The sequence below is a fragment of the Hydrogenophaga sp. A37 genome, assembly GCF_002001205.1.
GTDB lineage: Bacteria > Pseudomonadota > Gammaproteobacteria > Burkholderiales > Burkholderiaceae_C > Hydrogenophaga.
In genome coordinates this window covers 83,534-98,927 of sequence record NZ_MUNZ01000062.1, presented here as the reverse complement: position 1 = coordinate 98,927, position 15,394 = coordinate 83,534, and the positions used below count along the sequence as shown (strand labels likewise).

General features: G+C 63.1%; 19 protein-coding genes and 2 pseudogenes. 12 read left to right on the top strand and 9 right to left on the bottom strand.

Annotated features, from left to right (window positions below):
* Positions 1-218 (bottom strand): hypothetical protein (locus tag B0E41_RS03975; protein ID WP_077329046.1); only part of this gene is annotated, 218 nt, incomplete at its 3' end.
* 135 nt (positions 219-353) lie between these two features.
* Here B0E41_RS03975 and B0E41_RS03970 point away from each other — a divergent pair.
* Positions 354-1,193, top strand: a complete 840-nt coding sequence (locus B0E41_RS03970) for a plasmid replication/partition related protein (protein WP_077329044.1) — start codon at positions 354-356, stop codon at positions 1,191-1,193.
* 27 nt (positions 1,194-1,220) lie between these two features.
* Here the strand turns inward: B0E41_RS03970 and B0E41_RS03965 are convergent, their stop codons facing one another.
* Complete coding sequence (locus tag B0E41_RS03965; protein WP_077329042.1) at positions 1,221-2,015, bottom strand: DUF2007 domain-containing protein; 795 nt, start codon at positions 2,013-2,015, stop codon at positions 1,221-1,223.
* Positions 2,016-2,148: 133 nt separating this feature from the next.
* Positions 2,149-2,613, bottom strand: coding sequence for a DUF4864 domain-containing protein (locus B0E41_RS03960; protein ID WP_077329040.1), 465 nt, complete (start codon positions 2,611-2,613; stop codon positions 2,149-2,151).
* A 154-nt stretch (positions 2,614-2,767) separates the two neighbouring features.
* Between B0E41_RS03960 and B0E41_RS03955 the strand changes: the two genes are divergently transcribed.
* Together B0E41_RS03955 and B0E41_RS03950 are read left to right on the top strand one after the other, a co-directional pair.
* Entirely contained in the window at positions 2,768-3,187 is a 420-nt protein-coding gene (locus B0E41_RS03955; protein ID WP_077329038.1) for a CopG family transcriptional regulator, read from the top strand.
* Between the two features lie 66 nt (positions 3,188-3,253).
* Entirely contained in the window at positions 3,254-4,495 is a 1,242-nt protein-coding gene (locus B0E41_RS03950) for a PHB depolymerase family esterase (RefSeq protein WP_253194595.1), read from the top strand.
* A gap of 128 nt (positions 4,496-4,623) precedes the next feature.
* Here the strand turns inward: B0E41_RS03950 and B0E41_RS03945 are convergent, their stop codons facing one another.
* Complete coding sequence (locus B0E41_RS03945; protein WP_077329036.1) at positions 4,624-5,598, bottom strand: YafY family protein; 975 nt, start codon at positions 5,596-5,598, stop codon at positions 4,624-4,626.
* 213 nt (positions 5,599-5,811) lie between these two features.
* On the opposite strand from B0E41_RS03945, the gene B0E41_RS03940 reads away from it, so the two are divergent.
* Both B0E41_RS03940 and B0E41_RS03935 read left to right on the top strand, forming a co-directional pair.
* Positions 5,812-6,474 (top strand): LysE family translocator, encoded by a 663-nt coding sequence (locus B0E41_RS03940; RefSeq protein ID WP_077329034.1) that lies wholly within the window; start codon positions 5,812-5,814, stop codon positions 6,472-6,474.
* A gap of 157 nt (positions 6,475-6,631) precedes the next feature.
* Positions 6,632-7,104: pseudogene (locus B0E41_RS03935) on the top strand (acyl-CoA thioesterase).
* Between the two features lie 108 nt (positions 7,105-7,212).
* On the opposite strand, the gene B0E41_RS03930 reads toward B0E41_RS03935, so the two are convergent.
* Together B0E41_RS03930 and B0E41_RS03925 are read right to left on the bottom strand one after the other, a co-directional pair.
* The gene (locus tag B0E41_RS03930; protein WP_077329032.1) at positions 7,213-7,722 is read right to left on the bottom strand and encodes a PIN domain-containing protein; all 510 of its coding nucleotides are present in this window, start codon (positions 7,720-7,722) and stop codon (positions 7,213-7,215) included.
* The gene (locus B0E41_RS03925; protein ID WP_077329029.1) at positions 7,703-8,782 is read right to left on the bottom strand and encodes an XRE family transcriptional regulator; all 1,080 of its coding nucleotides are present in this window, start codon (positions 8,780-8,782) and stop codon (positions 7,703-7,705) included. Before B0E41_RS03925 ends, B0E41_RS03930 begins: the two co-directional genes overlap by 20 nt.
* Positions 8,783-9,021: 239 nt before the next feature.
* Here B0E41_RS03925 and B0E41_RS03920 point away from each other — a divergent pair, with 239 nt between their 5' ends.
* The 6 genes and pseudogenes from B0E41_RS03920 to B0E41_RS26430 all read left to right on the top strand — a co-directional run bounded on the left by B0E41_RS03920 (position 9,022) and on the right by B0E41_RS26430 (position 11,651).
* On the top strand, positions 9,022-9,564 hold the full coding sequence (locus tag B0E41_RS03920; protein WP_077329074.1) for an AraC family transcriptional regulator: 543 nt from the start codon (positions 9,022-9,024) through the stop codon (positions 9,562-9,564).
* On the top strand, positions 9,564-9,980 hold the full coding sequence (locus tag B0E41_RS03915; protein ID WP_077329027.1) for a VOC family protein: 417 nt from the start codon (positions 9,564-9,566) through the stop codon (positions 9,978-9,980). Before B0E41_RS03920 ends, B0E41_RS03915 begins: the two co-directional genes overlap by 1 nt.
* Positions 9,977-10,222 (top strand): hypothetical protein, encoded by a 246-nt coding sequence (locus B0E41_RS03910; protein WP_077329026.1) that lies wholly within the window; start codon positions 9,977-9,979, stop codon positions 10,220-10,222. The genes B0E41_RS03915 and B0E41_RS03910 overlap by 4 nt, the downstream gene beginning before the upstream one ends.
* 3 nt (positions 10,223-10,225) lie before the next feature.
* Positions 10,226-10,501, top strand: a pseudogene (locus B0E41_RS27805) (tripartite tricarboxylate transporter substrate-binding protein); the annotation flags it as partial.
* 169 nt (positions 10,502-10,670) lie between these two features.
* Positions 10,671-10,817, top strand: a complete 147-nt coding sequence (locus B0E41_RS27020) for a hypothetical protein (protein WP_171984654.1) — start codon at positions 10,671-10,673, stop codon at positions 10,815-10,817.
* 243 nt (positions 10,818-11,060) lie between these two features.
* Positions 11,061-11,651 (top strand): sce7726 family protein, encoded by a 591-nt coding sequence (locus B0E41_RS26430; protein ID WP_143433640.1) that lies wholly within the window; start codon positions 11,061-11,063, stop codon positions 11,649-11,651.
* Here the strand turns inward: B0E41_RS26430 and B0E41_RS03895 are convergent.
* The 3 genes from B0E41_RS03895 to B0E41_RS03885 are packed head-to-tail and all read right to left on the bottom strand — an operon-like array spanning position 11,620 to position 14,222.
* Positions 11,620-12,696, bottom strand: a complete 1,077-nt coding sequence (locus B0E41_RS03895) for a beta family protein (RefSeq protein ID WP_077329018.1) — start codon at positions 12,694-12,696, stop codon at positions 11,620-11,622. The two genes, B0E41_RS26430 and B0E41_RS03895, sit on opposite strands and share 32 nt — an antisense overlap.
* The gene (locus B0E41_RS03890) at positions 12,680-13,540 is read right to left on the bottom strand and encodes an ImmA/IrrE family metallo-endopeptidase (RefSeq protein ID WP_077329015.1); all 861 of its coding nucleotides are present in this window, start codon (positions 13,538-13,540) and stop codon (positions 12,680-12,682) included. Before B0E41_RS03890 ends, B0E41_RS03895 begins: the two co-directional genes overlap by 17 nt.
* A 4-nt stretch (positions 13,541-13,544) precedes the next feature.
* Positions 13,545-14,222 (bottom strand): GNAT family N-acetyltransferase, encoded by a 678-nt coding sequence (locus B0E41_RS03885; RefSeq protein WP_171984653.1) that lies wholly within the window; start codon positions 14,220-14,222, stop codon positions 13,545-13,547.
* 753 nt (positions 14,223-14,975) lie between these two features.
* Between B0E41_RS03885 and B0E41_RS03875 the strand changes: the two genes are divergently transcribed.
* A complete protein-coding gene (locus B0E41_RS03875) occupies positions 14,976-15,362 on the top strand; it encodes a VOC family protein (protein WP_077329007.1) in 387 nt (128 codons plus the stop codon).
* Positions 15,363-15,394 lie beyond the last annotated feature (32 nt).

Here is a 15,394-nt window from a genome sequence, read left to right as displayed (position 1 = left end):
ACCACCTCCACCACGAACGCTGTGTAGGTTCCGGCTTCATCCACCCCGCCCAGCCGCTCCTCCGGGTAGTTTCCCAGGGTCAGCACCCGCAGCACGCACCAGCCGATCGACCAGCCCACGGTCTGGATGAGCAGGTCCATGGCCAGCCACCAGAGCACCCGCAGCACGCCGAGCACGAGGCCTTTAGGGGTGTCAAACCAGTCGGTGGGGTCGATCAATGGGGCTCCCTTCGTTTGTTCTGCTTGAGCGGCCTGCGTGTTGTCGGCGCGGCGGCGATCTGGCGGGGTGCCAGCCGGTTCAGGGTGCCACTCTACAATCCCGCCCCTTTGTCTGATTTGCCACACCCCCACCCCATGAACATCACCGTCAACGCCGACCTCAAGGCCTACATCGACCCGCTGACCCCCGACGAGCACGACGCGCTGGAGCGCAGCCTGCTGGCCGAGGGCTGCCGCGATGCGCTGGTGCTCTGGGGGGACGTGCTGGTGGACGGCCACAACCGCTATGGCATCTGCCAGAAGCACGGCCTGCCGTTCCAGACGGTGCAGAACCCGCGCTTCCAGTCGATGGAAGACGTGCACCTCTGGATGATCGACCAGCACCTGGGGCGCCGCAGCGTGTCGGACTTCCAGCGCGGCGTGCTGGCGCTGCGCCGGCGCGAGATCGAGGCCGAGCGGCGCGGGCGCGCCTCGGCGGCGGCTCCGGCTTCTTCATTGGCTGAGTCGGAAGACGTGACCGGGTCGGGCGGTTCGGCCGCCGTCGAAGCGCCTGCGCCGAAGCCCTTGAAGACCCGCGAAGACATCGCCCGCGCGGCTCGCCTGAGCAGCGGCCAGGTGGTGATGATCGAGAAGATCCAGAAGCAGGCGGCGCCCGAGCTGGTGGAGGCGCTGAAAGCCGGCGCGATCTCGCTCAACGCCGCCGCCGTGGTGGCCAGCCTGCCCGCCGAAGAGCAGAAGGCCGCTGCGCTGGCCGGCAAGGATGAACTCAAGCTGGTGGTCAAGCGCGTGCGCGAATCGCGCCGCAAGCCGGAGGAAAACCCGGAAGCAGCGGCTGACGCCGCCCCGGTTCAGGCCGAAGGCGGCGAGCCAGATGACGCGCTGCAGGCGCTGCGCCGCCGGGTGGCCGAGCTGGAGGCGGAGAACGCTTCGCTGCGCGAGCAGTTGCAGGCGTTGAGCGCGCAGCTGGTGGATTGAGCGGCGGGGCGGTGGGCGATCTGGGCTTTATGGCGCCGCCAGCCGCTCCGACCGCGTCACCTGCCCGAGTGCGTTGTAGTGGTCCCGGGCGTCCAGCGTGCCGTCAAGGTCGGTGTCGCGGTCGACGTGGTCGAGGCGGCTCAGGCGCATGTGTTCAATCCGCGTGGGTTGCCCGGTGAGGGGCTGGAGGTAGCTCGTCGTTTCCATCACACCGTTGCGGTAGCCCACGACCAGATCGACGAGCTTGTCGCCATCGGTGTCCACCTCGGAGCGAACGGCGTCGCCGAAGCGGAGCTGGTGGCGGCTCTCGAACGTGCCGTCGAAATCGTCGTCGCTGTCGCTGCGCACGGCCATGCCCTTGGTGTCGTAAAACATCCGGACATCCATGCGGCCATCGAAGTTGCGGTCGAACGCGCCTTCCAGCGGTGTCCCCGCCGGCGAATAGGCCCAGCGCTCGTCGACGATGCCGTCCTTGTTGCGGTCCATCTCCAGCTCCCGTGTGGGCGCACGCAGCCAGGCCAAGCAGAGCGCGCCGCCGATCAGCAGGCCGGCCAGGCCCCAGACAACGTGGCGCGAACCAGAGGGCGCCGGCCGCTGCACCGGGTCCACCACGGCGGTGGCTTCCCAGCGCTCGATGATCTCGCGGGCCCGGGCGTGGTCTTCCTCCGCCACCATGAGGCGGATCAGCCCGGCGGCGGGCAGCTCGCCGATGGCGCCTTGCAGGTGCTCGCCCAGCACGGTGGCTTCGATGCCCTGCTGGCGCAGCAGGTCGGCGAGCATGTGGCCTTCGACGGCGCTGGCGGGCTGGTAGAGGCTTTGCATGGCGCCACTGTAGTAGGAAGGCAGCGTTCCGACGCGAAATGCCTTAACCAGGATGCGGTGGAACCGGCTCCGCCGGGCCACTCGCATCGCCCCCTGGCGGGGTCGCGCGCAGCGCGGCGGGGGTGGCTTCCATTCAGGCCGACGACCTGCCGTCGTCCGGCCTCACCGCGCAGCCGTTGATGCGCCAGCCGTTTTCGGCCGTCAGCTCCAGCCGGTAGGCCGCGCGCCACAGGCGGCCCGCGCTGTCGCGCAGCAGCACCTCTTGAATCACGTCGTCGTGGACGGATTCGGGGATCAGGAACAGCACCGACTCGGGTTTCACGAGCATGCCGTATTGGCCTTGCACCATGGCCATGAAGGTGGAGGCGTCGCCGAACAACTCGTGAAGGCTGGGCGCGGCGTAGGAGAAGGCGCGTTCAGCGTCGTCGTTGGCAAAGGCGTCGAGCTGTGCCTGCACCACGGCGCGCACGGCCTTCGCCTGGGCATCGGGCAGCTCGCCCGCTGCGCCCGCGGATGCAGCCAAGGCCATGCACAGTACCAGCACCCAGCGCACGAGCCACCGGCGGCTCAGGGCCTCGGGGCGAAGGGCAGCTGGCATGGCGCGCTCCTGGCAACAAAAGTTTTATTTTCGTCATCACATTTCCCCCTGCCTGCGTGTCGGACAAACCAGACTTTGTGGGGTGCCGCACAGTCCACTGGCGGAAAACATGGTTAAATGCCCTCCAGATAGATTCCATATGGATGGTATGTAGATGGCAACCGCACTGATCGAACCCAAACCCCGCATCGGGGACACCGAAAAACTGACCATCAACCTGGGCGTGGTGGACCTTGGCCAGATCGACCTGCTGGTGCAGGAAGGCTTTTATTCCAACCGCTCCGACCTGATCCGAACGGCGGTGCGCAACTTGCTTGCCACGCACGCCGAGTCGGTGCGACAGACGGTGGCGCGACGCACGCTGATGATCGGCCTGCAGCACCTGAGCCGCGCCGATCTGGAGCGCGCGGTGGCCGCGGGCGAGATGCTGCGCATCCAGGTCGTGGGCCTGGCGCGCATCGACGAAGACGTGCCGCCCGAGCTGGCGCTGGCCGCCATCGGGTCGGTTTCGGTGCTCGGCGCCTTCCACGCCAGCCTCGCGGTGCGGCAGGCCCTGGCCAGCCGCATGGTCTGACCCGCTCCTTCTTTGTTGTCCTTTTCACCCCTTTCTTCTTTCTTGCAGACGCTCCCGAAAGCGCTTTTGAAACCCTCTTCCAACACGGTGGCGTCCAGCGCCCTCGCCATGAACATCCAGGAAACCATCGAACGCGCTCTGGCGTCCGCCGGGCTCAACACCCAGAGCGGCCCCTTGCGTGGCGTGACCGAGACGATCCGCAAAGCACTGGCCTCCGCAGGCCTGGGCGGGACACCGGCGCCGGCGAAGCCGGCCGCGCCGAGCCGTGAGGCACGCGACGTGCCCATCGACGTGCATGCCCGCGAAGTGGTCGACACGCCCATGCCAACGCCCATGCCGACCGACACGCCCGACCCGGTGGACAAGCCAGCCAAACCCGCCAAACCAGTCAAGGCGGCCACGGCAGACAAGCTGCCGGGCCAGTTCCTCCTGCGCAGCTTCACCGGGCCCGCTGGCGCGCGCGCCTACAAGCTCTACATCCCCGCCCACACCGCGGCGCAGGCCGCCCAGCCGATGCCGCTGGTGGTCATGCTGCACGGCTGCACGCAGTCGCCCGACGACTTCGCCGCCGGCACGCAGATGAACCGGCTCGCCGACGAGCGGGGCGTTCTCGTGGTCTACCCCGAGCAGCCTTCGAGCGCCAACCCCTCGCGCTGCTGGAACTGGTTTCGCAGCGAAGACCAGCAGCGCGGCAGCGGCGAGCCGGCATTGTTGGCGGGCATCGTGGAGGCGGTGGGCAAAGAGTGCGCGGTGGACCCGAAGCGCGTGTTCGTCGCGGGCCTCTCGGCGGGTGCGGCCATGGCCGTGGTGCTCGGTGAAACTTACCCCGAGCTGTTCGCCGCCGTGGGCGCGCACTCGGGCCTGCCCTATGCCGCCGCGCACGACATCCCCTCGGCGCTGGGCGCCATGAAGGGGCGCGGCGCCATGGGCCGCGGGCACTTCCCCGGCACGGCCGACGACCCGCGCCTCGACGCGTCGCACGCTGTGCCGGTGATCGTGTTTCATGGTGACCGGGACCACACGGTGCAACACAGCAACGGCGAAACCATCGTGTCGCAGGCCAGGGCGGCCCACGCGCGCCTGCCAAAGGCCCTGGCCCTCGTCAGCACCACCGAAGAAGGCGAAACCGGCGGGCGGCGCTACACGCGCACCGTGCACGCCGACGCCCAAGGCCAGCCGCGCGTGGAGCAGTGGACGCTGCACGGCGCGGGCCACGCCTGGTCGGGCGGCGACCCGTCGGGCTCCTTCACCGATGCCGCGGGCCCCGACGCTTCGGCCGAGATGCTGCGATTTTTCCTGGGGAGTTAGACCCCCTGCCGCGCTTTGCGCGACCCCCCAGGGGGCAACGCGAGCGGCCTGGCAAAGCCAGTTCCGCCGCGTTCTGGGCGGGGGCATTTCGCACCGAGATGTGCCCCTGCGCTCCGGGCCCACGAATTTCACCCCGCGCCGGCGTAATGCGTGCGGGTGGCCGCCAGCTCGTCGAGCAAGCGCTGCCGCAGCGCGGGCGGCGCGATCACCTCCACCTCGGCACCGTACGACAGCAGGCGGCGCGCGCCGTGTTCGATGGATTCAATGGGCATGAGCACCGTGGCCCAGCCCGCGCGGGTCGGCTCAGCGCCCGCTGCGGCGTCGGGCGCAAAGGGAATGCGCTCGTTGTGCAGCCAGCCCAGGGCGCGCGGCGAGACGGCGACCCGCGCTTGCAGCGTGCGCAACTCGGCCTCGAAGCGCGCGGCCGAGGCTTGCCAGTAGGCCGCGAGGTCAAACGCCTTGGGCCGGCGGAATTTCGTGGGCAGCGTGCGCAGCGTCTTCACGGCGCCAAGCCGGTAGGTGCGCACGGCGTCCTGCCCCGACGCACGCGCCGCCATGTACCAGGTGCCCGCCTTCAGCACCAGGCCCAGCGGCTCCAGCTCGCGCTCAGCCTGGCCGCGCCAGCTCTCGTAGCGCACGGCCACGCGCCGCGCGTTCCACACCGCCTCGGCCACCTCGCGCAGGTGCGCCGGCGTCTCTTGCGCGCGGTACCAGTCCACCGGGTCGATGTGCAGGCGCGCGCCCACGCGGTCGGCCTGCTCGCGCCATTCGGCCGGCAGGCTCGCCACCATCTTCAGCCGCGCCGAAGCCGCCGCCGCACCCAGGCCCAGATCGGTCGCCGCGCCCGGCAACCCGGCCAGCAGCAGCGCCTGCGACTCGGGCTCGGTCATGCCGGTCAGTGTGGTGCTCCAGCCCTCGCGAAGCTGAAACCCGCCCTGGCGCCCACGTTCGCCCCACAGCGGCACGCCCGCCGCCGAGAGCTGGTCAATGTCGCGCAGGACCGTGCGCACCGAGACCTCCAGCGCGCGCGCCAGCACCGGCGCCGACTGGCGGCCATGCGCCTGCAACAACATCAGGATCGACAGCAGGCGGCTCGCTTTCATCTCAATGTCCCATGGCTCCGGAGTGACATGCGCAACGCATGACATGCCCCAACCCAGCGATCACCGAGGAACCGGCTTTGCCGGGCCTCTGGTGATGCCCCCTTGAGGGGGTCGCGCGAAGCGCGGCGGGGGTGTGTTGAATTTATACCTGACATCAGGTGGCATGTTATGTCAGGCAAGCTCTGCCCATCGCAACTTTCACCCGCACACCCCATGGACTGGCTCAGCTTCCCTCTCGCCCACACCGCCCACCTCTGGCTCTTCTTTCTGCTCGTTTTCGGCATCATCGCGCTGCCCGGGCTCGACATGGCCTTCGTGCTCGGCAGCACGTTGGTCGACGGCCTCAAAGGCGGCCTGGCCGCGCTCACGGGCGTGGTCGCCGGCGGCGTGGTGCACACCGTCATGGCCAGCCTCGGCGTGGGCCTGGCCCTGCAGGCGCTGCCCCAGCTGTTCAACGCCATGCTCATCGCCGGCGCGCTCTACCTCGCGTGGATCGGCTGGCAGCTCGTGCGCGGCGCCGCCGCGCTGGGCGAGGTGAGCGCGCAGGCCTCGCGCCCGCTCGCAGCCACCTTCCGGCGCGGTCTGCTCACCTGCTTGCTCAACCCCAAGGCCTACCTGTTCATGGTCGCCGTGTTCCCCCAGTTCGTGCGCCCGGCCTACGGCCCGCTGGCCGTGCAAGCTGTGGCCTTGGGCGCCATCATCGCGGCCACCCAGATCGGCGTGTATGGCGCCGTGGCGCTGGGCGGCGTGAGGGTCAAAACCTGGCTGCGCGGCAGCGGGCGCGCCCAGGTGCTCGCCGGGCAAGGCCTGGGCTGGCTGCTCGTGGTGGGTGGGGTGTGGACGCTGTGGCAGGGCTGGCAGACCGCGGGGGCCTGAGCGCCTGAGAGGGGTTGGGGCCGTGGCCCGTGCCGAGCCTGCCACGGCCGGCCTCATGGCCCGCCCGCTGGCGGGCCCTTGCGCTGCGTGGCACCATCGCGGCTGCCCGTCCCGTGCACCGCAGCCGCCCGTTCAACCCACACCCTGCCAAGACCCCATGGAACTGCCCGCCCACCAGCTCAGCATGTCGGTGCTGATGACCCCCGGCACCGCCAACTTTTCCGGCAACGTGCACGGCGGCACCATTCTCAAGCTGCTCGACCAGGTGGCCTACGCCTGCGCCAGCCGCTACGCGGCAGCTACGTCGTCACCCTCAGCGTAGGCCAGGTCATGCTCCGCCAACCCATCCACGTGGGCGAACTCGTCATCTTCCTCGCCTCCGTCAACCACACCGGCAGCTCGTCCATGGAAGTGGGCATCAAGGTGATCGCGGAAAACATCCGCACCCAGGCCAAGCGCCACGTCAACAGCTGCTTCTTCACCATGGTGGCGGTGGACGACACTGGCAAACCCGTCCCCGTGGCCCCCCTGCGCCCCTTCTCCCCCAACGAACGCCACCGCCACGCCGCGGCCGAGGTGCGCAAGGCCATGCGGCGCGAGATGGAGCAGCGGTTCTCGGCTATCCGCTGACCGGCTCGGCGGGTTCACGGCGTGCCCCACCGCAGCGCAGGGTCGAAACACCAACCGCCATTGCCGATGTCGATCACCCTCAGTACGAGGTTGGGGTGATGAATGGCCTCAAAGCAGTGCGTTTAGCATTTTCTCGGTTTCTGGCCAGGGCAGCCGTCGCTTGCCCGTCTTCATGCGGCCGAGCGCCTTGAAGGCGTCGTCGACTGTCAGCAACTGGTTTTCGATCATGGCGCGCAACAGCCCAAGGGTGCCCATGACGTTGACTTGCTCTTTGTCGGCAACCAGTCGCAGATTGGTGTCGCCCGTCAGCAGGGTGCAGGCTTCCTGTTTTGCAAGCGCCAGCGCCAGGTAGTCGTTGTGGCTGGGCTTGGGGCCGTTTTTCGCCGGAAGCAGGTGGTTGTGCTGGCTTGGCAGCTGCTGGGCATACGCGACGAAGCCTCCGCTGACCTCCATGATCAGCAAACCCATGTCTTCAAGGCCCGGACTGCCGGGTTCAATTTCTTCGTAGTACAGGAGGTCAGGGATGCCGAACTGCATCGGAAGCTGGAAGAGCGTGTTCATCAACGCGCCTGCTTCCATGTCAATCAAGATGTTGGCATCACTGATGAGCAAGCGCATCCGATGACTCCAACTGGCGTTCTTTGTGGAAGCGCATCATCGGGATGCCCAGCAGTTCCGCCGCTTTGCCCTCGGAAATGTACTGTTCGGCCAAGGCTCGGTACACCAGCTGATCAAACAACCGCGGATGCTCTTGCGGCAGCGGGTCGCCCGGCTCGTTCTTGCGCCAGCCCTTTGCCGAAAACCGCTTCACCATCGCAAGGTGGGCCTCGTCGGTGACCACGCGGCACTGTTTGGCGCGCTGCAGCCATCCGGCCATCGACAAGCCAAACTCATGTTTGAGCACATAGAGCTCCTGCCACTCCAGTGCATGGCGCTGCGCCCCGAGCAACTGCAGGACCGCGACACGCGGAGCCAGGAATGCACCGGCGAAACGGTCGCAGGCCTTCTCTTCGTCGATGCCATCGGCCAGTCGTCCTTCGAGCAGCAGATGCCCCAGCTCATGCGCGAGGGTGAACCGCTGCCGATCACCGGGCCAACGTTTGGAAACAGCCACGACCGGATACTCCCGGCCATCTTCGGTTCGCGCCTTGGCCGTCAAGCCGGAGAACCCCGGGTTCTCTTCATCGACCACGATGACCAGCAAGCCAAGCCCTTCGAGGGTGTCGGTGAGGTCGGCAATCGGATTCATGCCCAACTGCCAAGCGTTGCGGACAGCAGCCGAAAACGCATCGATCTCGTCCAGCGAGGCAACGTGTTCAGGCAGGTTCGCGGGCGGTGCAAACGCCGGAAACGGTAGCTCGGGAAAAGCGCCAAGCAACTCCACGCGCTTTTCCACCAGTTCGACGACCTTGATCTTCAGCGCATCCTGCGCCGTCTTGCCAAAGGTCGAGAGCTTGCGAAACTCGGGCTCCAGCAGTTCGACCGTATGCGTGCGAAAGAAATACTCAGTCCGGATGCCGCAGGCACGGGCCAGCTTGAGCAGCTGAGACGACGAGGGGGTCAGAAGACCCTTCTCGTACTTCTGGATGGCGGTGTGAGAAACCCCCACCTGTTCACCCAATGCACCCAGGGTCAGACCTGCCGCCAATCGCGCTTGGCGGATGCGATCTGCAATCATGAAGCCTCCTTGGGTTGAGTTTAAAAAGTCTTTAACTCTAACAAAAATTTAAACCAAAGAGAACAACATCGCTCCCAAATCCCACCATCCAACGCCCCCCAGGCGCTCGCAAAGTGGAAGTGGGCATCAAGGTGATCGCGGAAAATATCCGCACCCAGGCCAAGCGCCACGTCAACAGCTGCTTCTTCACCATGGTGGCGGTGGACGACACTGGCAAACCCCTTCGACGCCCTTGCAGCATGCCACCCCGCCAACCCCCTGACGCATCGCCCATTGCATCGCCGGAAGCGGGCGGCTTGCAAGACCCGGCCCTGCTGCGGCGCCTGCTGCGCGCGAAAGACCGCATGGATGCCGCGTCGCACGAAGCCTGGCCCGTGAAGCGGCTGGCCGAGGTGAGCGGTGTGTCCGAAGCCCATTTCGCGCGCTCGTTCAAGCAGGCCTTCGGCATCCCGCCACACCGCTACCTGCTGACGCGGCGCATCGAGCAGGCCACCACGCTGCTGCGCGACACCGAGCTGCCCATCACCGAGATCGCCTTCGCCACAGGCTGGGAGAGCCTGGGCACCTTCGGGCGGATATTCCGCGACATCACCGGCCAGACCCCGAGCACCCTGCGCCTGCAGGCCAGGGCCGCAGCGGGACCACTCGACCGCGTGCCCGCCTGCGTGCTGAAGGCCGCGCAGAGGCCAGACCTCACCACAGCAGTTTCGGAGAAGCGGCGCCGCGCAGCGACGGGTACAAACCGGTCATCCCTCAAGGATGATTCAACCAAGGAGATGTGATGAACCAAGGTATCAATGTGGTGGGCCTGTACGTGAACGACCAGGACGAGGCGCTGGAGTTCTACGTCGGCAAGCTCGGTTTTCGTGTGCACACGGACGTGCGCAATGGCGCCTACCGCTGGCTGACGGTGCAGCACCCGCAGCAGCCATCGTTTCAGCTCGGCCTGTTTACACCGGGGCCGCCCGTGCACGACGAAGCAACGGCGCAGGCGCTGCGCGCCATGGTGGCCAAGGGCGCGATGCCGCCGCTGGTCTTGACCGTGGCCGACTGCCGGGCCACCTACGGGCAATGGCAGGCCCTGGGTGTGGAATTCACGCAGGAGCCGGTGGAACGCTTCGGCAGCATCGACGCCGGTTTCCGCGACCCGGCGGGCAACGGCTGGAAGATGATCCAGGCGGCGGAGGGCTCGACATGAGCGGCAGCACCTTGTTTCGCCGGACCCACCGCTGGGTCTCCATGGCCTTCACGGCGACGGTCATCGCCAACTTCGTCGTCCGGGCGCAAGGGCAGGGCGAGCCTCCACCTTGGGTGACCTACGCGCCGCTGCTTCCCTTGGGGCTGCTGCTGTTGACGGGGCTGTACTTGTTCGCGTTGCCTTACCTCCCGCGTCGGGGTGCGCGGCGTGCCCCGGGGGCGAAAGAGGCGCCGGGCGCCTGAAGGGTGCCGTCAGTCGCCGCCCGGCTCGGGGCCGGCGACGTGCTGGACTTGGCTTTCGACGCAACGGCAAAGCCATATGCCGACGCTGGCAAGGTGGAGATCATCGCCGTCACGGGAGACCACCGTGACCCTCGCCTGCCCAACGTCCCCACCGCGGCGCAGAGCGGCCTGAAGGATTTTGTCTTGGGTTTGTGGCTGGGCTTGTTCGCCCCTGTGGGCACGCCCGAGGCGGTGGTGGAAAGGCTCAACAAGGCCGTCAACGCAGCACTGGCCGCCCCAGCTTGGTCAAGCAGATGGAAGACATGGGCATCACGCCAGCCAGCGGGCCAGCTTCGGCCCTGGCGAACGCCGTCCAGCAGGACATGGCGATTCATCGGCGAATCGTCACGGATGCCAAGCTGACTTTCAAGGAATGAAACCGCGCTGATCCACAACGCCAACGTTCATCATGGTCGCGGTGGACGACGCCGGCAAGCCAACCACCATGGCGCCGCTGCGCCCCTTCAAGCCCGACGAGCGTCGCCGCCTCGTGGCGGCCGAGCTGCGCAAGACCATGTGGCGTGAGAAGGAGCCGCGCTTCGTGGCAATCCGCTGACCGGGTCGGCGGATTGCCACGTTTGCCGCTCCTGCCGGGCGGCCTGACGCAAGCGTCCACCGCCGAGTTACAGCCGGCGCTGGCGCTCGCGGTGAACATAACCCACATACAGGACCGACATGCCTCATCGCCGTGGGAGCATGGATGAAGGGTTATCGGCGAAAATACGAGGACATTCCTTCGATGTCACCCCTAGCGTTGTGCGACTGAACGCCTTTCAGTTGCGCGAAGAATTCCTTCCACATGCAAAAGCTGACGGACAAAGAAATAAGACAAGCGCTCATTGCCAATTTAGGTCGAAGAGCGAACGCACCACGTGCTACCTTGGAGGAGGTACACGTGTGCAATGGCAGTGCAATTGCAGATGTGGTCGCGGTCTACAAATCAATGCACTGCTATGAAATCAAAGGCGAAACTGATTCAATAAATCGGATTGTCCGACAATCTCAGTTTTATGACCTGGCCTTTCCGCTTGTATCGCTGGTCACGACTGCAAACCACCTAAGAAGCGCCGAGATTATCGCGCCAAAGCATTGGGGGATCGTGCTAGCCAATCCTTCCCACTGCAGTTCGGTGGTCTTAAGGCATGTGAGGGGCGCATCCCGAAATCCGTCGTATCGCCCGGAGATCGCCTTGCTGAGTTTATGGCGTTCAGAGCTGATCAAATTCCCTAGCGCCAGCACCGCATCTCTGGAAAAAATGAATAGACAAAAGATCGCTGCGCTCATCGCTTCGAGCGCCCCAATCAGCGTAATCAACGAGAGTGTGGGGCGGGCGCTTGCAGAACGCAATCCACGCAATACTATGTTGAGTAGTCCTGTGCCATATATGTAATGTGGGCGCAGATTGTTGGCTTCAGAATCGTTGAAGGAGTAACATTCTTATCGCGAATCCCGTCGACTCTCTGTTTAATGAGATTATCTCCCCAAGAGTATGGCGCTCCTCGGTAGAAACTTTTGCCCACTATCTCCTTGAAAATTTCATCGTATTGCCCGTATCCGTTAGTCTTTATGCGCCCACCTCGGGCAATGTAATGGTAGTTGTCAAAGGTATAGAACACCTTTGGCGCAATTACGCTGAGCAGCAACTCCGGTGCAATGGTGAGTTCCGAGTATGTCGGGCTCACTATGGTGTAGTCGCCCAGCGAGATGAGATTGGCTCCAACCATTTCCTGAGCAGCATGGAAAACTTCAAGTTCGGCCCTGGCTATTACCGACTCATCGCTTGGTCTGGCAATATCCGTAATCATGGCAGGAATGGAGGATCCCACGATTATGTACTTCTGAACCTCAATGGCGTCATCAACTGCCGTGACAAAATTTGCGATATCCGTTGCGAGCTTCATTCGATTGCCTGCTAGACAGACTCGGCAATCAAATACAAAAATCCAATTGGTAAAGAGGTCCGATCCGGCAGTAATCAGATCAATCAACTCGTCATTGATCAAGTCAAAAGAGGAAAATTCATCCGACTGAAGTCGCACTGCCACAGTGTCGGAGACTATTTCACCAGCGGCCTTCGCGGCAAGAATAGCTTGGTTATGATCCGCAGCTCGATCTAACCCCAGTACGGGGATATATTTGAAGCCTGCGAATGCTTCAATTACAATCCTGCAATTTGGCGAACCGACTATCGCCATTGAATCAGGGATGTCGAATGAGTCTATAAATATATAGGGGAAGGCCGTCAAGTACTTCTCTGATTTCTTGCGGCAAGATCCAACTAATTTCTCAAAATTGACCCTGGTCATGCCATCTTTTCGAGGCAAATCGAAAAAAGGCGTTAGCTCAGCCTTCAGCTCGGAGCTGAGTACGGAAAGGCCCGATACCTCGTTTGCCTTAAACTTCAAAAATGGTGTGTAGTTATGATTGGCGGCCATTCAAAATCTCCCTGACGTTATATTCATTGATAATCTCAGAGAATAGGTCGTATCGACCCAGCTCCCTTCGCAGGCGTCCGGCAACACATTGAGGTGGAATGCCAAGTCGATTCGCAAAGCTAACAATATCCTTTACCGAGTTGCTATATCTTGCGGGGCAACTGCGCCACTCATTTCTCGGAATCAAACTGTCCGAGGCGAGGCGATCGGCTTGCTGCTCTGTTAGATCCTTGGAAATATTATCCAAATCATCAAAAATTGGCATGCTTAAACGATCAGCATGCAGCACTGTGTGTGCAAGCTCATGCATCAAAGTGAACCAAAAATGGTCTAGACGTGCATATCTCAGGCTTAGCGCAACGACGATTTGTCCCGACGACAGAGAAAACACGGCACCGTCAAGCTTCATTGATGGAATTGAATCCTCCCAAAGAAATATGATGCCGTAAGCTGCCAAGAACGGACCGATTTTGGGCAAATCTGCCGGTTTCTTGAACTGTCGAGGCAGATCGGCAAGGCTGGATTTTTCAAAGCCATGAAAGACTGGTGTTGCATTGGCTGCAACGTACCACCCAGCCGTTTGTCGAACCGCAGACAACCAAAGGCCGGTTAGGACTTCTGAGGCGTCGTCTCGTTTCCGGTAAAGCGCAGCAGCAGCATCACCGCCGCGGTATAGATAGCTCGTTAGCTCCGGAAGGCGGTTTTCACCAGTGTCTCGATACTGTTTGGGGGCTGCCGCCAATATCGCTTCTGCTTTTAGAAAAGCGTCGTAATATTTTTGCGGCTCAACCGCCGAGGAGGCTGGACACGGGAAATCTTCTTCGAGCGTGGCAAGGATTTTCATAAAATCATCCCTTCGTTTGCTCTTCTTGGGCTACCCACTCAAAGAATCTCAGCCCTTCTTTATCGTATTGTGGGAACGCCGTCATGCCGATCTTTTCGTAGAACTGTACTGCCTTAGGAAGCGAGTGCAGAGAGAATCCCGAGCGTAGATTTAAGTCGTCTTTCGCGTAGCTGATAACGCGATCCAATAGCTTAGGACCTACGCCCTTAAAAGCGCGTTCAGCCAACACGTTATCGCGATTCCATGGTGCAGTCGCGATATATTCAACATAGAAAATATCTCCCACGCCGGCGACGCTGGCTTTTGGATGATAGACGAGACAAGCTGCCTGTGGGTAATTTTCTGCAATCAGAAAAAACCACTTGTAGCAGTCGCCTCTATAGTGCAGGCTCTTGTCGAGCCAGCGCCAATGATTGTCTTCGAGCTGTGCCGATTCCAGAATCGGAGCTATATCTACGCCTCCAGATTCGAGGTTCCGGATGTGTCGCAGAAGCGTGACATTGAAAGCGCCCCACGATCGATCGCATAAATTCGCGATTAAGAGATCCCAGCCTAAATGGATCGTGTAGTCGACTGTACCGGTTCGCCCGGTCAGCGTTCCATTGGAAATGATCCCATGTGAGCTTATTTCCGGTGGAGCGGCGTCTAGCGCTCGCCGAATGTCTTCGATGGTGTAGTTCAAGAGGCCTCCCTGAATCGCATGCGACCGGGGCGTTTTATCTGCCCTGCTAGTCGTGCAAGGCACTCATAGTAGCAGTTCGATTGGCGACGTCCAGCGGATCAGATCAGATCTGTTTTGCAACCAACGACGGAAATATCCGCCCCTTCGGAAATTTCTGCGGATACGTGGCCCCATGTGAGAATCAAGAATCGTTATGAAGGCAATTCCCATGCGGCATTGCGTGGCCTAGCCTTCATGATGACGAGCGCCGCCAATGCAGCGGCCGCCTCCTCGCAACGCCCATCTGGGACGCCCCTCCCGATCGCTGCCTCAGGAAGCTTCGGTACCCATGGCGAAATGGGAGGTCCTAACCCCGCACACCCCGCTGTAGGCGAATCAGGCGCCAGCGGTAAACAGTTTCGGAGCGTCTGCTCGATGCGTAACAGTCGGTGGTTCCGGTCAGCAGGGTGCCCGCAATGGGTAGAAACACTCCACCGAGAAACTCCCCTCAACCCCAAACCACCTCCAACGCCCCCAAGCGCTCGTTATCACCGGTTCCCCCACCCGTTCGGCCAGACAAACAAAACTCAGGTCGCATTCCCGCACCACCTGGTCGGCCACCACCAAACCCCGGGCCTGGATTTCGCGCATGGTGATGGCGTCCCGCGTCTGCACTGGCGCCACAGCACCGAGAGGCATAAGCTGTGGTTCCGGCGGACGGCTTCCGGGTGTCTGGTGGCTGGGACAGGACCGGGTTGAGCGAAAGGACTGCGTATGTTGTCCGATGCCTCTGTCACGACGATGTTGCCGGTCAAGGACATGGACCGCGCCCGCGCTTTCTACGAGGGCTGCCTGGGTCTGAGGCCCAGTGGGTTCAGGCCCGACGGAAAGTTCATCTACACGGTGGGTGGCGCCACGCTGGCACTGTTTCCGAAGCCTGAAGGGACCCGGGCCGACCACACGGCGATCAGCTTCCGGGTGGAAAACATTGCCGCCAGCATTGAAGCGTTGAAGCACACGGGGGTGACGTTCGAGGACTACGACTTCCCGGGGCTGAAGACGGTGAACCACGTCTGCGTACTGGGAGCCGAGAAGGCGGCCTGGTTCAAGGACACAGAGGGAAACTACCTCTGCATCCACGAGGACATCCCGGAGGCGTAGGGCCGAACACGCGGTGCTCAGCCTGGCCAGGT

What these genes read in the sequence shown, in the direction of transcription:
- B0E41_RS03875 (WP_077329007.1), top strand. Translation starts at nt 14,976, where the DNA reads ATGTTGTCCGATGCCTCTGTCACGACGATGTTGCCGGTCAAGGACATG.
- B0E41_RS03970 (WP_077329044.1), top strand. Translation starts at nt 354, where the DNA reads ATGAACATCACCGTCAACGCCGACCTCAAGGCCTACATCGACCCGCTG.
- B0E41_RS03895 (WP_077329018.1), bottom strand. Translation starts at nt 12,696, where the DNA reads ATGGCCGCCAATCATAACTACACACCATTTTTGAAGTTTAAGGCAAAC.
- B0E41_RS03930 (WP_077329032.1), bottom strand. Translation starts at nt 7,722, where the DNA reads ATGCGCTTGCTCATCAGTGATGCCAACATCTTGATTGACATGGAAGCA.
- B0E41_RS03960 (WP_077329040.1), bottom strand. Translation starts at nt 2,613, where the DNA reads ATGCCAGCTGCCCTTCGCCCCGAGGCCCTGAGCCGCCGGTGGCTCGTG.
- B0E41_RS03965 (WP_077329042.1), bottom strand. Translation starts at nt 2,015, where the DNA reads ATGCAAAGCCTCTACCAGCCCGCCAGCGCCGTCGAAGGCCACATGCTC.
- B0E41_RS26430 (WP_143433640.1), top strand. Translation starts at nt 11,061, where the DNA reads ATGCAAAAGCTGACGGACAAAGAAATAAGACAAGCGCTCATTGCCAAT.
- B0E41_RS03940 (WP_077329034.1), top strand. Translation starts at nt 5,812, where the DNA reads ATGGACTGGCTCAGCTTCCCTCTCGCCCACACCGCCCACCTCTGGCTC.
- B0E41_RS03925 (WP_077329029.1), bottom strand. Translation starts at nt 8,782, where the DNA reads ATGATTGCAGATCGCATCCGCCAAGCGCGATTGGCGGCAGGTCTGACC.
- B0E41_RS03890 (WP_077329015.1), bottom strand. Translation starts at nt 13,540, where the DNA reads ATGAAAATCCTTGCCACGCTCGAAGAAGATTTCCCGTGTCCAGCCTCC.
- B0E41_RS03955 (WP_077329038.1), top strand. Translation starts at nt 2,768, where the DNA reads ATGGCAACCGCACTGATCGAACCCAAACCCCGCATCGGGGACACCGAA.
- B0E41_RS03945 (WP_077329036.1), bottom strand. Translation starts at nt 5,598, where the DNA reads ATGAAAGCGAGCCGCCTGCTGTCGATCCTGATGTTGTTGCAGGCGCAT.
- B0E41_RS03920 (WP_077329074.1), top strand. Translation starts at nt 9,022, where the DNA reads ATGCCACCCCGCCAACCCCCTGACGCATCGCCCATTGCATCGCCGGAA.
- B0E41_RS03910 (WP_077329026.1), top strand. Translation starts at nt 9,977, where the DNA reads ATGAGCGGCAGCACCTTGTTTCGCCGGACCCACCGCTGGGTCTCCATG.
- B0E41_RS27020 (WP_171984654.1), top strand. Translation starts at nt 10,671, where the DNA reads ATGGTCGCGGTGGACGACGCCGGCAAGCCAACCACCATGGCGCCGCTG.
- B0E41_RS03915 (WP_077329027.1), top strand. Translation starts at nt 9,564, where the DNA reads ATGAACCAAGGTATCAATGTGGTGGGCCTGTACGTGAACGACCAGGAC.